The organism is Streptomyces sp. NPDC048018, from assembly GCF_043202995.1.
Classification (GTDB): domain Bacteria; phylum Actinomycetota; class Actinomycetes; order Streptomycetales; family Streptomycetaceae; genus Streptomyces.
This window is the reverse complement of sequence record NZ_JBIDBK010000013.1, coordinates 74830-88677: the sequence shown is the minus strand read 5'-3', so window position 1 is coordinate 88677 and position 13848 is coordinate 74830. Positions and strand designations below refer to the sequence as shown.

The following is a 13848-nucleotide window of genomic DNA, read 5'->3' as shown; positions in this document are numbered from 1 at the left end:
CTAGTGGGCGGAGGAACCCGGCATGAGCGTTCTCGACATCCTGTCCGGCGAGGAGCGGCTGGTCGTCGGCACGGTCCACGACTTCGTGGACAGGGAGGTGAGGCCGGTCGTCCGCGCGCTCGAACACGCCGACACCTACCCCGAGGCGCTGATCGAGCGGATGAAGCGGCTGGGCGTCTTCGGGCTCGCCGTCCCGGAGGAGTACGGCGGGACGCCCGTCTCCACCTCCTGCTACGTCCTCGTCACCGAGGAGCTCGCCCGCGGCTGGATGAGCCTGGCCGGCGCCATGGGCGGTCACACCGTGGTCGCCAAACTGCTGCTGCACTTCGGCACGGAGGAGCAGAGGCGCCGGTATCTGCCCCGGATGGCCACCGGAGAGCTGCGGGCGACGATGGCCCTCACGGAACCGGGCGGCGGCTCCGACCTCCAGGCCATGCGCACCGTCGCCCGAAGGCGGCGCGCCGGGGCCGGCGGACCTGACGGCTCCCGTACGCCCGACGCCCGAACGCCCGACGGCTCCCGTACGCCCGGCGGTTCCCGAACCCCCGACGGACTCCCCGCACCTGACGCATCCCACGGGCCCGGCGAGGCGACCGGGCCCGGCGCGGCCACCGGGGCCACCGGGGCGGCGTCCGGCGCCGGGGCCGGCGGACCCGTGGCGCCCGGTGGACCTGACGGATCCGGCGGCTACGTGATCGACGGCGCCAAGATGTGGATCACCAACGCCCGCCGCTCCGGCCTCATCGCCCTCCTCTGCAAGACCGACCCCGACGCCCGGCCGGCCCACCACGGCATGTCGATCCTCCTCGTCGAGCACGGCCCGGGCCTCACCGTCTCCCGTGACCTGCCGAAACTCGGCTACAAGGGCGTCGAGAGCTGCGAGCTCTCCTTCGACGGCTACCGCGCCCCCGCCGACGCGCTGCTCGGCGGCGTCGAGGGCCGGGGCTTCGGCCAGATGATGAAGGGGCTGGAGACCGGCCGGCTCCAGGTCGCCGCCCGTGCGCTCGGCGTCGGCCGGGCCGCCCTGGAGGACGCCCTCGCGTACGCGCGGACCAGGGAGTCCTTCGGCAAGCCGATCTGGCAGCACCAGTCGATCGGCAACTACCTCGCCGACATGGCGACTTCGCTGACCGCCGCGCGTCAGCTGACGCTGTACGCTGCCCGCGAGGCCGACGCCGGCCGCCGGGTCGACATGGAGGCCGGCATGGCGAAGCTGTTCGCCTCCGAGACCGCCATGCGGATCGCCCTCGACGCCGTACGCATCCACGGCGGCTACGGCTACTCGACCGAGTTCGACGTCGAGCGCTACTTCCGCGACGCACCGCTGATGATCGTGGGCGAGGGGACCAACGAGATCCAGCGGAACGTGATCGCCGCGCAGCTCGTCCGGCGGGGAGGCCTCGACACCTGAACCGCGCACCTGGAGGGGCATCCCATGGACACCAGTGAACAGAGCCGGCGCGAGGAACGGGCCCCCGCGGCCGACATCGCGCCCGGGACGGCCGCCGAGGAGGGCGGCGGCGGTGGGTTAGCCGCCTGGCTGGTGCGCCGGGGGCTGATACCCGAGACCGGCCCCAAGCGCGTCTTCGCCGCGGCGACCTTCGTCAACATGATCGGCAAGGGCCTGTTCATGGCCGGCGCGGCGCTCTTCTTCACCCGCTCCGTGGGCATCCCGGTGGCCCAGGTCGGCTTCGCGCTCGGTGCCGCCGCCCTGATCGGCCTCGTCGCCGGCATCCCCGTCGGGCACGTGGCCGACCGGCGCGGACCACGCGAGGTCTACCGGATCGCGGTCGTCGTGCAGGCGCTCGCCGTGGCGACCCTCGTCTTCGTGCACTCCTTCCCGTGGCTCGTGGTGTGCATGTGCCTGGCCGAACTCGCCAACTCGGCCGGCACGGCCGCCCGCGGCCCGCTGACCCGCGCCGTCGGCGCCCCCCACCCCACCCGCTACCGCTCCTACCTGCGCGCCCTCAACAACATCGCGGCCGGCTGCGGCGCACTCGCGGCCGGTGTCGTCGTCCAGCTCGACACCCGCACCGCGTACGTGAGCCTCATCCTGGGCAACGCCGTCGCCTTCCTCGTCTGTGCGGCGCTCGCCTCCCGCATGCCGTCCGTGCCGCCGGTCGGCGCCCCGGCGGAGACCGGCCGCTGGCTCGCGCTCAAGGACCGGCCGTACGTGGTGCTCACCGCGCTGGACGGGATCATGTCCATCCAGACCCAGGTGCTCATCTTCGCGCTGCCGCTGTGGATCATCGGTCACACCGCGGCGCCCCGGTGGTTCGTCGGCGTGAGCGTGGCCGTCAACACCGCCCTCGTGGTCTGCCTCCAGGTGCGGGCCAGCCGGGGCATCGACGGCAATGTGGCGGCCGGCCGGGTGGTGCGCCGCGCGGGGGTGGCGTTCCTCCTGGCCACCGCCCTGATCGCGGCGGCGGGCGGCGCACCCGGCTGGGTCGCCGTGGTGGTCGTGGCGCTCGGGGTGGTGGTCCACACCGTCGGCGAACTCTGGCACACCGCCGCCTCGTTCGAGCTGTCCTTCGGCCTCGCGCCGGCACACGCCCAGGGGCAGTACTCGGGCCTCTACGGCATCGGTCAGGGGCTGTCGAACGCGATCGGCCCGCCGCTGCTCGGCATGGTCTGCCTCGGCTGGGGCGAGCCCGGCTGGCTCGCCATGGGCGCCCTGTTCCTGCTGGTCGGGCTGCTCATGCCGTACGTCGTGAACTGGTCCGACCGGACCCGCCCGCCCGCCGCAGGCCCCGACGCTCCCTAGGCGTCCCGCCCCGCCGTGCGCAAGCCCGCGACGCGGGGGGTCTGCTGGGACTTAGGTCCTATTCTTGCCGCGCCGGTCGCGTGCAAGGCTGGGGCAGCGCGAGAGCGACACGGCGGAACGGCCGGGCGGCCGGCACCCCGGACGCCGCATCGCACCGCGCATGTCGCATCGCGGCAGGCCGGGCAGGTCGCAGGGCGCAAGCCCGGAGGCCGGCAGGCCGCGTGCCGCACGTCCTTGGCATCCCGTGAACGGTGAGGGTGGCATCCCCATGTCGGGCTCAATCCTGTTCCTGAACCGCTGGCCCCGGCCCGACGACACACGGCGCTGGGAGAACCGGCTGGCCGCTCCCGAGGGGCTCTTCCGCCCGGAGACCGACCGCGTCACGTACGTCTGCGACGCGGGCGGCCGCAGCGGAGTGCCCGCCGACGCCGAACGCGTCCACGTCGTGCCCGACTTCGACGACCTGGACGGCGTGCTGCGGGTCCTCGACGAGGTCGTCCGCGAGGAGGGGCCGTTCGCGCACGTCATCGGCTTCTCCGAGCTGCTGCTCGACCTGGCCGCCACCCTGCGCGAGCGGTACGGGATCCCCGGCGCAGGCCCCGAGGAGACCGCCCGCTTCCGCGACAAGACCGTCATGAAGGAGACCCTCGCCCGGTCCGGGGTCCGGGTCCCGCGCTGGGCCTCCTGCGAATCGGCCCCCCAAGTCCTGTCAACGGCACAGCAGTTCGGCTATCCGGTGATCGTCAAGCCGGTGCGCGGGGCGTCCAGCCAGGGCGTCCGTGAGATCGCCTCGGCCGGGGAGCTCGCGGCCCTGTGCGAGGAGAACGACCTGCGGGGCTACGAGATCGAGGAGTTCGTGCGGGGGGACATCCTGCACGTCGACGGTGTCGTGGACGCCTCCGGCAAGCCGCTCTTCCTGTGCACCTCGCGCTACGTCTCCACCTGCCTCGACTTCGAACTCCTGGGCGAGCCGCTCGGATCGGTCTTCCAGACCGATCCCGCGGTCCGCGCCCGCTGCGAGGACTTCGCACTGCGCTGCCTCGGCGCGCTGGGCCTGCGCTCCTCCGCCTTCCACCTCGAACTCTTCGACACCGGAACGGAGCTGGTGTTCCTGGAGGTCGGCGCCCGGGTGCCGGGCGCCGACGTCCCCTACGTCATCCACGACGTCCACGGGGTCAACCTCTTCCGGCTGTGGGTCGACGTCCTCCTCGGCCGTCCCGTGGACCCGCCGGTCACCGACCCGGCGCTGAGCGGCGGCTGGCTGACCGTCCCGGGCCCCCGGCCGCTGCCCCAGAAGGTGCTGTCCGCCACCCCGCTCCTCGGGGAAGTCCCCTTCCTCTACCGCGAACTGGTGCCGGAACCGGGCGAGCTGCTCGTGTCGCGGCCCGGCTCGTACGCCATCCTCCAGGCCGGCCGCTTCCTCTTCCGGGGCGGCACCCAGGCCGAGATCGAGGAGGCCGTCCGCCAGGTGCGCGCCCGCTACCGCCTGACGGCCGAGCCCGCCTCGTAGAGCCCCCTGTCCGTGCCCCGTCCGTACCGAACGAACAGCGCGTCCCGCAACCGCACCGTCGAGTCTGTGGAGGAAGGCGTGGGTCAGTTGAATCATGCGGAGCTGGTCGACAAGAACTTCGTGGTGTTCGCCGAAGGCTGCTTCGGACTGTTCACCAGCAAGATCGCGGCGTCCCTGATCCGCTACCGCGGGGACCGCTGCGTGGCCGTCATCGACGGCCGCAAGGCCGGCCAGACCGTGCAGGACGTCCTCGGCTACGGCGGGTCCATCCCGATCGTCGCCCGCGTCGAGGACGCCCTCCACCTGCGCCCCGAGGTCATGGTCATCGGCAAGGGGCTGCACTCCGCCGAGCTGCCCTCCGGCTGGAAGCCGCATCTCCTCGCGGCCGTCCGGCACGGCCTGCACCTGATCAACTCCATCCACTTCCGCCTCACGGACGACCCGGACATCGCGCGGGCGGTCGGCGAGCGCGGCGTCACGGTCTGGGAGACCAAGGACGCGCCCACGGTGCCGCTCAACAAGGCCCGGGTCCTCGACCTCGACGACACCTGGATCGTGCACACCTGCGGCAGCGACTCCAACATCGGCAAGAAGACCGCCGCCCTGCAGATCTGGAACGAGGCCAACGCGCGCGGCATCTCCACCGGATTCGCCGCCACCGGCCAGAGCGGCATGATGATCTCCGGCCACGGCGTCGCGGTCGACGGCGTGCCCGGCGACTTCATGGGCGGCGCCGTCGAGCAGGTCGTCCTGGAGGCCGCCGTCGGCAACGAATGGGTCGTCGTCGAGGGCCAGGGCTCCCTCAACCACATCGGCGCCAGCGGGGTCGCGCTCGCCATCCTGCACGGCGCCCTGCCGCACGCCCTCGTCTTCTGCCACCGGCTCGGCGCCGAGCGCGTCAAGGTCTGGGAGACGCCGATCATCCCCCTCCCCGAGCTCATCCGCATGAACGAGGAGCTCACCGTCTTCGAACGGCCCGCCAAGGTCGCCGTCGTCAGCGTCAACAGCGCCGGCTTCACCGACGAGGACTACCGCCGGGAGGCCGAGAAGCTGGAGGCCGAGACCGGCCTGCCCGTCGTCGACCCGGTCCGCGAGGGCGGCGCCGCCCGGCTCGTCGACATCCTGCGCGCCCACCAGCGCGAGACCGCGGACCGGCAGCCGCGGCGGCGGCGCTGAGTGCGGACCCGTACCGTCGAGGAGGTGCACCGATGAAGCCGGCAGTCCTGCTGCTCATGCACCAGGGCAGGTCGTTCACCGAGGAGGCCGCGGCGGCGGCCGCCGGGCTCGGCCGCACCCTGGTCGCGCTCAGCTCCCGCCCCGAAGACCCCGCGGCGCTGGACGACAGCCGCCGCCACCTCGCCGCCTGCCTGGTGACCGAGGAGCCCGAACTCCGCTTCGGCGACGTCGAGAAGGCCGTACGCGAACTCGCCGACCGCGGATACCGCGTCGAGGCCGCCCTCGCGACCTTCGAGGGATACCGGCTCCTGATGGCCGAGCTCAACGAACAACTGGGCGCGCACGACTCCGCCGAGCCCGCGCTGCGCCTGTGCCTCGACAAGTACGAGCTGCGCCGCCTCCTCTTCGCGCAGGGCCTCAGCGAGGTCCGGGTCCGCCGCCTCGCGCCCGGCGTCGTACCCGAACTCGACCCAGCCGCCCGGTGGTTCGTCAAACCGGTGCGCGGCGCCTCGTCCTTCGCGGCCTTCCTCCTGGACGACGTCACCGCGCTCGCGGACCTCCCCGCGATGCAGGAGCAGATGCGCGCGGACCGGCGCATGAAGGCGATCTTCATGGACCGGTACGACTTCCTCGTCGAGGAGTACGTCGAGGGGCCGGAGTTCAGCTTCGAGACCCTCGTCCTCGACGGGCGCCCGCACCACCTGTGCGTCCACGAGAAGGCCCGCGTGGAACGCCTGGAGCGGACCACCCTGGAGGGGATGTCGGTCAGTCCGCCCGCGAGCATCGGCCCCGAACTCGTCCTGGAGGGAGCCGACTTCGTCACCGACTGCCTCGCCGCCCTCGGCGGGCACGGCCTCACCGCGGGAGCCTTCCACATCGAGGTCAAGTACTGGGCCGACCGCGGCCGCTGGGAGATCATCGAGATCAACCCGCGGATGGGCGGCAGCCTCATCGACGCCAGCGTGCGCACCGTCACCGGACACTCCCTGCTCGACCTGTGGACCGAGTCCCTGCTCACCGCCGACGGCGACCGTGACGCCTTCCACGAGCGGCTCACCCGCCTCTCCCAGCTGGAGGCGCTGCGCACCGGAGCCCCCACCCGGGCGACCGTGTTCCTCAGCAGGTACGGCGAGAAGGGGCGGACCGTCGACACGATCCGTTTCGCCCCGCCCACCCGCCCGCCCCGGATCCTCCGCCTGCACGTCGCGGAGGGCGCCCGGCTCGACGCGTCCGACCGGGCGATCTGCCTGATGGACGCCCTGTGGGACGTGGCGGCCGACGCCCTCGACGCCGAGACCGCCTTCCTCGACCGACACGCGACGGAGCACTTCCATGTCCGCTACCGCTGAGCCCGCCGGCCCCCTGGGGCCCGACGACGTGATCCTCGACCTGCACGCCGGCGGCAAGCTGGAGGTCCGCGCCACCGTCCCGCTCCGCAACCGCGAGGACCTCGCCCGGGTCTACACCCCCGGCTTCACCCGGGTCGCCGAGCGCATCGCCCGGGACCCCTCCGCCGCGGACCGGTGGTCCCTGCGCGGTCACACCGTCGCCATCGTCACCGACGGCTCCGCCGTGTCCGGCCTCGGCGACCTCGGACCGCTGGCGGCCCTGCCCGTGATGGAGGGCAAGGCCCTGCTCTTCAAGGAGTTCGCGGGCATCGACGCCTTCCCCCTGTGCCTGGGCACCCAGGACGTCGACGCGATCGTCGACACGGTCGCCCACCTGGAGCCCACTTTCGGCGGCATCATGCTGGAGGACATCTCCGCCCCCCGCTGCTTCGAGATCGAGGACCGGCTGCGCGAGCGCCTGTCCATCCCCGTCCTCCACGACGACCAGCACGCCACCGCGGTGGCCGCCACGGCCGCCCTGATCAACGCGGCCAGGGCGGTCGGCAAGGACCTTTCCGACCTCAAGGTCGTGGTCGCGGGCACCGGGGCCGCCGGTACCTCCACGGCGCGGCTCCTCATGAGCATCGGCGTCCGCCGGATCGTCGCCTGCGACCGGCAGGGCGCCCTGCACCCGGGCCGTACCGACGTCACCGGCGCCAAGCGCTGGTTCGCCGACCACACCAACCCCGACCGGGAGACCGGCCCGCTGCGCTCCGTCCTGGCCGGCGCGGACGTCCTCGTCGGCTACGCCGGCCGCGGCGTCCTCGCCCCCGAGGACCTGCGGACCATGGCGGACCGGCCGGTCGTCTTCGCCCTGTCCAACCCGCACCCCGAGTTCCTGCCCGACGAGGTCGCCGGCCTCGTCGCGATCCTGGCGACGGGCCGCAGCGACCTCCCCAACCAGATCGACTGCGGACTCTGCTACCCCGGCATCTTCCGGGGCGCCTTCGACGCCGGCGTGCCCGCCATCACCGAGGAGATGAAGATCGCCGCGGCCCGCGCCATCGCCGGCCTCGTCGACGAGGCCGCCCTCTCCCGCGGCCGGGTCGTGCCCGACATCTTCGACGGCGTCGCCCCGCACGTGGCGAAGGCGGTGGCCGAGGCCGCCGCCGCGCCCACCGCCCCCTGAACCCTCCGAGACCCGTGCCGAACGTCCCTCCCCAGCACCCTCCCGCGAAGGAGAACGCGATGAACCGCGTGCACAACACCGGGATCACCCACCCGAAGCCGTTCTACAACGAGGAACAGAGCCGGCTGAAGAAGGCCGAGCTCGACCGCTACATGGACAAGAAGATGGAGGAGTGGAAGGCCACCGTGCCCTTCGCCTCCCACCTGACCGCCCCGGAGCTCCACCAGGCGTACTACCGCCGCACCCTCATCGAGCACGTGTGGCGGATCCGGCTCTCCCGGGTCAGCCAGTCCAAGGCCATCTACAAGATCGCCCAGATCTCGCCGAAGGCGGCCCACGACTACGCCCACTACCAGGCCGACGAGATGCTGCACGACAAGCTGTATGTCAGCGACGCCGCGGCCGCCGGCATCACCGAGGAGGAGATCCTCGCCACCGAGCCGTACCTGTCCACCCGCCTCTTCGAGGGCTTCTTCTACTACGCCCTGGAGCACGAGTCGGCGCTCGCCCCGGTGGTCTCCAACTACCTGGTCGAGTACACCCAGGCCAAGCTCCAGCCGGCCATCGTGAAGAACCTCCAGGAGCGGCTCGGCAAGGAGAACGTCAAGGGCCAGGCCGCCCACCTCCACGTCGACACCACCGACGACCACTCCCAGGAGATGTGGAACATCCTCCACCAGCTGATCTTCAGCGAGGAGGACTTCCAGCAGGTCTTCAGGTACATCGACGACGTCCAGGAGATCCTCGCCATGTTCTTCCGCGAGATCTACGAGGACACCGTCGCCCGGCACGAGGCGACCGCCGCGTGATGCTGAGGGCCGAACCGATCACGGGCTTCACGGGGACCTTCCACGTCCCCGCCTCGAAGCCGGAGACGCAGCGGGCGATCCTGGCGAGCTCCCTCGCCGAGGGCCGCTCCCGGGTCACCAACGACCTGCGCTGCGAGGAGACCGAGACCATGAAGCGCGCCTGTCGCGCGCTGGGCGCCGAGATCGTCGAGCACGACGGTTTCCTCGACATCACCGGAATCGGCGGGCGGTTCAAGGACGACGGGCGCACCGTGATCCGTTCCGACGGCTCCGGGCTCGTCTTCCGCACGATGACCGCCCTCACCTCCGTCCTGCCGTCACCCGTCGTCGTCACCGGCGACGAGATCCTGTGCGGGCGGGTCATGTCCCCGCTCCTGGACGCCCTGCGCGACCTGGGCGCCGACATCGAGTCCCTCGTACGCGAGGGCAACGCGCCCGTCGTCAACTGGGGAGGCCGGCTCGCCGGAGGCGTCTGCCGGCTGCCCGGAGACGTCAGTTCCCAGTTCGTCACCGCGATCCTGTTCGCCGCCCCGTTCGCCGAACGGCCCGTGGAGATCGAGGTGGCCGGCCGGGTCCACTCGAAGTCGTACATCGAGCAGACCCTGCACACCCTGCGCGAGGCGGGCGTCGGCGTCACCGTCTCCGAGGACCACCGGCACTACCGCGTCGAGCCCTCCCTCTACCGGGCCCGGGACGTCGCCGTGCACGAGGACTACACCTCCGCCTCCTACCCGCTGGCCGCCGCCGCGCTCTACCCGGGCCGCACGGTGTTCACCGGCGTCCACGGCACCAGCACCCAGGGCGAGTCGGCGATCGTGCCCATCCTGGAGCGGCTCGGCGTGCGCACCGCGCTCGACCGGACCGCCGGCACCCTCACCGTCGACACCCCGGCGGGCGCCCTGCGCGGCGACTTCGACATCGACGCCACCGACTGCCCCAACATCGTGCCCACCCTCGCCGCCCTCGGCGCCTACGTCGACGGCACCCTCAGGGTCACCGGCGCGCGGGTGACGCACTTCCACAAGGCCTCCCGCATCGAGGCCATGACCGGTGAGCTGTCCAAGGCCGGCGTCGACATCCGGGCCCGCTACGACCGCGGGGTCTGCGACGGCTTCGAGGTACGCGGCCGGTCCACGTACCCCGGTGGCGTCACGTTCTCGCACTGGGGCGACCACCGGATCTTCATGTCGCTGTTCGTGGCGGGCCTGCGCATGCGGTCCGCGAACCTCTACTCCGGTTCCGAGGAGGTCCGGCTCTCCTTCCCGGCGTTCTTCGAGGAGTTCGCCAAGGCGGGCGTCGTCACCTCCACCGTGGACGGGCCGGGCGCCGACCCTACCCCGTCCGGCCCGCGCCGTTCCCCGGCCGCGGTGCCGGTCGGCGGCGCCTGAGCCGCGGCGGGGCCGCCGGGCACCGTCCCACGCCCGGCGGCCCCACCACCACCGTCCCCCTGCGCTCCCCCCCAGAGAGGAACCCCGCGGATGTCCGCACCCGACACGGCCGCGCTCGTGAAGGAGTACCGCGAGAACGGCTTCGCGGTCGCCGAGCGCCTCTTCGACCCGAGCGAGGTCGCCGAGCTCAACCACGCCATCACGGAGATCCTGAGCGTCCCCGACATCGGAGCCGTCGCCGAGGTCGAACCGGGCGACGAGGGCATGGCCCGCCGGATCTGGTCGCCCACCAAGCAGCACGCCGCCTTCGAACGGGCCGCCGCCCACCCGAGGCTGCTCGACCACGTCGAGGCGCTCATCGGCCCCGACATCCTCTTCCACTACAGCAAGCTCCACCTCAAGGCCCCGCAGGTCGGCAGCGAGGTCGACTGGCACCAGGACTTCGCCTACTACCCCCACACCAACACCGACCTCGTGACGGCCCTCGTCTACCTCGACGACACCACCGTCGAGAACTCCTGCCTCCAGGCCGTCCCCGGCTCCCACCTGCGCGGCCTCGCCGACCACTACGTCGACGGCTACTTCCGCGGCAAGGTGGGCGGCCCCGGCGCGCCCGACCCGGCGCTCGCCGTACCGATCGAGGCACCCGCCGGCAGCGTCGTCTTCATCCACTGCCTGCTCCTGCACTACTCCTCGCCGAACCGCTCCGAGCGCTACCGCCGGGCCTTCCTGCCCGCCTACCGGGCCGCCGACGCCTACCCGATCCACTTCGGCGCGCACGCCGGTCACAACGAGGCCGGTGTCCGGCTGCTGCGCGGTAGCGTGTCCGACACGGCACGCGTGGAAGCCGGTACCTGGCGCCTCCCGCTCGCGGAGCGCCCCTTCGGCTCCCTCTTCCAGCTCCAGGAAGGTGCCCACACCGGCGGACAGTCGGCCCGCACCGGGTACGCCACCCTGGAGGACGCGAAGTGACCGCAGCCACCCCGCACGTGACCGTCGTCCGCGCCTGCCTGCGAGGCGGCGCGGGCGGCAGCCCCACGGCGGTGGTGGTGGAGGACGACCCGCCCGGCGCGCGGCTCGACGACGCGGAGCGCCGCCGGATCCCGGCCGTGTGGGGTACCTCGCACGCCGTGTACGTCCGCCGCGACCGCGACGTGACCGACCTGCGCTTCTTCACCGCGGAGGGCGAACTGCCCGCCTGCGGGCACGGCACCGTCGCCGCCCTCGCGCTGCTCGCGGCACGCGAGGGCGGCGACCGGCCCTACCGGGCCACCCTGCGCACCGGCCGGCGGGTCTTCGCGGGCCGGGCCGAGCGCGTCGGGGACCGGCTCACCGCGGCCTTCGACCCCGGCCGGGTGGACCTGCGCGAACCCACCGCCGAGGAGCGGGCCCTGGTGCTGCCCGCACTAGGCCTGGACCCGGACGCGACCGGGCCCGGCGTGCGGATCGCCGGGGTGGGCCGGGAGCGCGTCCTCGTGCCCGTCGCCACCCGCGCCGCGCTCGCCGCCCTGACTCCCGACCTCGACGCACTGCGCGCGGCCTGCGACCGGTTCGGCCTGCTCGGCGCGTACGTCCACTCCGCGCCCACGCCCGAAGGCGTCCTCGCGGCCCGGATGTTCGCCCCGTCGATCGGCGTTCCCGAGGACATCGCCAACGCCAACAGCACCGCCTGCCTCGCCGCCCATCTGGCCGGCCTCGGCATCAGCGGCATCTCCGTCGACATGGGCGACTCCCTCGGCAGCCCGGCCACCGTCACGGCCACCACGGGCCCCGGCCGCACCGTCGAACTGGGCGGCGCGGCCGAGGTCCTGACGGACTGAGCTCAGCTCCCGACGTCCCGCGCCCGCAGGCCGGCGAAGGCCGTCCAGGCCTGGTCGGCGCCGAGGTCGGCCCTCAGCCGCTCGGGCGTGCTGAACGCGACGGCCGTGCGCGCCCCGAGCGGGGTGCGGAAGAGGCGGGTCGCGCAGCCGTCGGCTACCGGCCGGACGGGCACGCAGAGGCGTCCGGCCGGCACCTGTTCACAGGGCTCGGGACCGTCTCCGTACGGGCCGGTGTGCGTCATGGGTGGTTCCTCCCCGGGAACGGGCGCCCCGGGACGGTCGCGCCGGGGCCGTCTCCGAAGCCATGCCCGCCCGCGGCCGGCCGGGGACTCCCGTGACGCGCCCCTGACGCCGACTGGACGGGATCCCGTCGGCCGGGGGCAGCTCGACGATCCGCGGATCCACCCGTACGTGTGGCGCTCACCGGCCGGCGGGCGAGGCGGGCGCACGGCGAGCGCCGCGGGGCGGGACCCGGGGCCGGAGCGACCGGAGGACGATCCACCGGCGGGCCCCCTCGGCGCGTCGCGCCGCGACGCCGGGAAGGACGCGTTCCTGCCATCCTGGCCCGCACGGGGCCGTCCGGCCGTCCCGGATTCGCCGATCGGCTCGAACCTCCGCGGTGCGCCTGGCACGCTTTCCGTCGTGACCTACGTCGTGACCGTGGAAACCTGCATACCGGACGGCGCCCCCGACCTCGACGAACTCGGCCGGGTCGGGGCCGTCGTCCTGCTCGAACGGGGCTTCGGCTCCGTGGCCGGCGCGGAGGGGCCCGACGGGGTGGAGGTGGACGTCTTCGACGTCGCCGTCGCCGGGCACCCGCGCGGCCTCCTGCTCACCGTGCGCGTGGCCGCCCCCTCCCTGGAGGCCGCCGAGGACGCGGTGGGCGCCGTGACCCAGGAGATACTCGACCGGACCGACGAACTGGCCGGCTGGGTGGTGGTGAGCAGCGAGGTCAGACTCCACACCGACCGGGCCCGCGAGAGCCTGGAGGCCGCCGACGGGCCCGACGCCCCGCCCAGCGATCCTGCGGCCCGCCGGGCCCGGCACACCGCCGGAGCGCCCGGCACCGCCGGCCCGGACGGCGACGAGGCCCTCCCCGAGGTCGTCGAGGAGACCCCCGACCCCGAGGCCGAGATCCTGGCCCTGGCCCCGGCCCTGCGCTCCTTCGACCCGGCCGTCTTCGGCACCGGCCCCGACGCCGCACGGCTCGCCGCCGGCGCCCTCGTCCACGCCGCCGAGGTCCTCATCGACGAGCTCTGCGACGACGCGCAGGCCCTCGCCGAGGAGGACACCGACGTCGCCTCCTGCGCGGGCCACCTCTGGCACCTCGACCGGCTGCCCGCCCGGCACGCCGACCGCTACGACGAACTCTTCGCCCGCCGCTTCCTGGTGACCGCCGTCGCCCTCACCACCCGCTTCACCGACGGCGGCTTCCGCCGGCTCGGCTGCCTCGCCGACGAATTCGTCCTGCGCTTCCTGGTCGAGCAGGCGCACGTGGCCCTCGACCTCTACGGCCTCCTGGACGACGAGGTCGCCGCCGCCCTGGAGCGCTTCCGCGTCCACGTCCTCGACCGGCCGCGCCCGGCCCCCGACGAGGACACCGCGCCGCTCGGCTTCGGCACCTGGTTCACGCCCTTCGGCGCGGACCGCTACGTCCACCCGTACGCCGCCGACGCCGCCCTGGACGAGCCCGCCGAGGAGTACCGGGAGGAGGCCGGGGGCGCCTGACGCCCGGAGCCCGCACGCCCCCGGCCGCACCCCGGTCGGGCGGTCCGGGCCCCGGACCCGCCCGGGGCGTACGCGTCGCCCGCGTCGCGCACGACCATGCCGAGCCGGCCGGCCGCGTCGATCCGCGCGACCACGG

At 73.5% G+C, this 13848-nt stretch carries 12 protein-coding genes; 11 read left to right on the top strand and 1 reads right to left on the bottom strand.

The genetic code is table 11. From position 1 onward, the window contains the following. Positions 1-22: 22 nt before the first annotated feature. From ACGF1Z_RS33165 to ACGF1Z_RS33120, 10 genes are all read left to right on the top strand, one after another. Complete coding sequence (locus tag ACGF1Z_RS33165) at positions 23-1411, top strand: acyl-CoA dehydrogenase family protein (protein WP_393009930.1); 1389 nt, start codon at positions 23-25, stop codon at positions 1409-1411. A 24-nt stretch (positions 1412-1435) separates the two neighbouring features. After that, positions 1436-2764 carry an MFS transporter gene (locus tag ACGF1Z_RS33160; RefSeq protein ID WP_393009928.1) on the top strand — a complete coding sequence of 443 codons (1329 nt, stop codon included), beginning with the start codon at positions 1436-1438 and terminating at the stop codon, positions 2762-2764. 268 nt (positions 2765-3032) lie between these two features. After that, positions 3033-4274 (top strand): acetyl-CoA carboxylase biotin carboxylase subunit family protein, encoded by a 1242-nt coding sequence (locus tag ACGF1Z_RS33155; protein WP_393009926.1) that lies wholly within the window; start codon positions 3033-3035, stop codon positions 4272-4274. A gap of 78 nt (positions 4275-4352) precedes the next feature. Beyond that, on the top strand, positions 4353-5450 hold the full coding sequence (locus ACGF1Z_RS33150; protein ID WP_393009924.1) for a DUF1611 domain-containing protein: 1098 nt from the start codon (positions 4353-4355) through the stop codon (positions 5448-5450). Between the two features lie 32 nt (positions 5451-5482). Beyond that, positions 5483-6799: an acetyl-CoA carboxylase biotin carboxylase subunit family protein gene (locus ACGF1Z_RS33145; protein WP_393009922.1), complete on the top strand. Its 1317-nt coding sequence runs from the start codon at positions 5483-5485 to the stop codon at positions 6797-6799. Further along, the gene (locus tag ACGF1Z_RS33140; RefSeq protein ID WP_393009920.1) at positions 6783-7967 is read left to right on the top strand and encodes an NADP-dependent malic enzyme; all 1185 of its coding nucleotides are present in this window, start codon (positions 6783-6785) and stop codon (positions 7965-7967) included. Before ACGF1Z_RS33145 ends, ACGF1Z_RS33140 begins: the two co-directional genes overlap by 17 nt. A gap of 59 nt (positions 7968-8026) precedes the next feature. Continuing rightward, complete coding sequence (locus ACGF1Z_RS33135; RefSeq protein ID WP_393009918.1) at positions 8027-8776, top strand: iron-containing redox enzyme family protein; 750 nt, start codon at positions 8027-8029, stop codon at positions 8774-8776. Then, complete coding sequence (aroA, locus tag ACGF1Z_RS33130) at positions 8776-10164, top strand: 3-phosphoshikimate 1-carboxyvinyltransferase (RefSeq protein WP_393009916.1); 1389 nt, start codon at positions 8776-8778, stop codon at positions 10162-10164. Before ACGF1Z_RS33135 ends, aroA begins: the two co-directional genes overlap by 1 nt. Before the next feature lie 90 nt (positions 10165-10254). Then, on the top strand, positions 10255-11136 hold the full coding sequence (locus ACGF1Z_RS33125; protein ID WP_393009915.1) for a phytanoyl-CoA dioxygenase family protein: 882 nt from the start codon (positions 10255-10257) through the stop codon (positions 11134-11136). Beyond that, positions 11133-11984 (top strand): PhzF family phenazine biosynthesis protein, encoded by an 852-nt coding sequence (locus ACGF1Z_RS33120; RefSeq protein ID WP_393009913.1) that lies wholly within the window; start codon positions 11133-11135, stop codon positions 11982-11984. The genes ACGF1Z_RS33125 and ACGF1Z_RS33120 overlap by 4 nt, the downstream gene beginning before the upstream one ends. A 2-nt stretch (positions 11985-11986) precedes the next feature. Here the strand turns inward: ACGF1Z_RS33120 and ACGF1Z_RS33115 are convergent, their stop codons facing one another. After that, complete coding sequence (locus ACGF1Z_RS33115; protein ID WP_393009911.1) at positions 11987-12226, bottom strand: SAV_915 family protein; 240 nt, start codon at positions 12224-12226, stop codon at positions 11987-11989. Positions 12227-12626: 400 nt separating this feature from the next. On the opposite strand from ACGF1Z_RS33115, the gene ACGF1Z_RS33110 reads away from it, so the two are divergent. Beyond that, complete coding sequence (locus ACGF1Z_RS33110; RefSeq protein ID WP_393009909.1) at positions 12627-13712, top strand: hypothetical protein; 1086 nt, start codon at positions 12627-12629, stop codon at positions 13710-13712. The last annotated feature ends 136 nt before the right edge of the window (positions 13713-13848 follow it).

Excerpts from the sequence above, each read along its gene's own strand:
- ACGF1Z_RS33135 (WP_393009918.1), top strand. The coding sequence starts at position 8,027 with ATGAACCGCGTGCACAACACCGGGATCACCCACCCGAAGCCGTTCTAC.
- ACGF1Z_RS33155 (WP_393009926.1), top strand. The coding sequence starts at position 3,033 with ATGTCGGGCTCAATCCTGTTCCTGAACCGCTGGCCCCGGCCCGACGAC.
- ACGF1Z_RS33165 (WP_393009930.1), top strand. The coding sequence starts at position 23 with ATGAGCGTTCTCGACATCCTGTCCGGCGAGGAGCGGCTGGTCGTCGGC.
- aroA (WP_393009916.1), top strand. The coding sequence starts at position 8,776 with ATGCTGAGGGCCGAACCGATCACGGGCTTCACGGGGACCTTCCACGTC.
- ACGF1Z_RS33140 (WP_393009920.1), top strand. The coding sequence starts at position 6,783 with ATGTCCGCTACCGCTGAGCCCGCCGGCCCCCTGGGGCCCGACGACGTG.
- ACGF1Z_RS33115 (WP_393009911.1), bottom strand. The coding sequence starts at position 12,226 with ATGACGCACACCGGCCCGTACGGAGACGGTCCCGAGCCCTGTGAACAG.
- ACGF1Z_RS33125 (WP_393009915.1), top strand. The coding sequence starts at position 10,255 with ATGTCCGCACCCGACACGGCCGCGCTCGTGAAGGAGTACCGCGAGAAC.
- ACGF1Z_RS33160 (WP_393009928.1), top strand. The coding sequence starts at position 1,436 with ATGGACACCAGTGAACAGAGCCGGCGCGAGGAACGGGCCCCCGCGGCC.
- ACGF1Z_RS33145 (WP_393009922.1), top strand. The coding sequence starts at position 5,483 with ATGAAGCCGGCAGTCCTGCTGCTCATGCACCAGGGCAGGTCGTTCACC.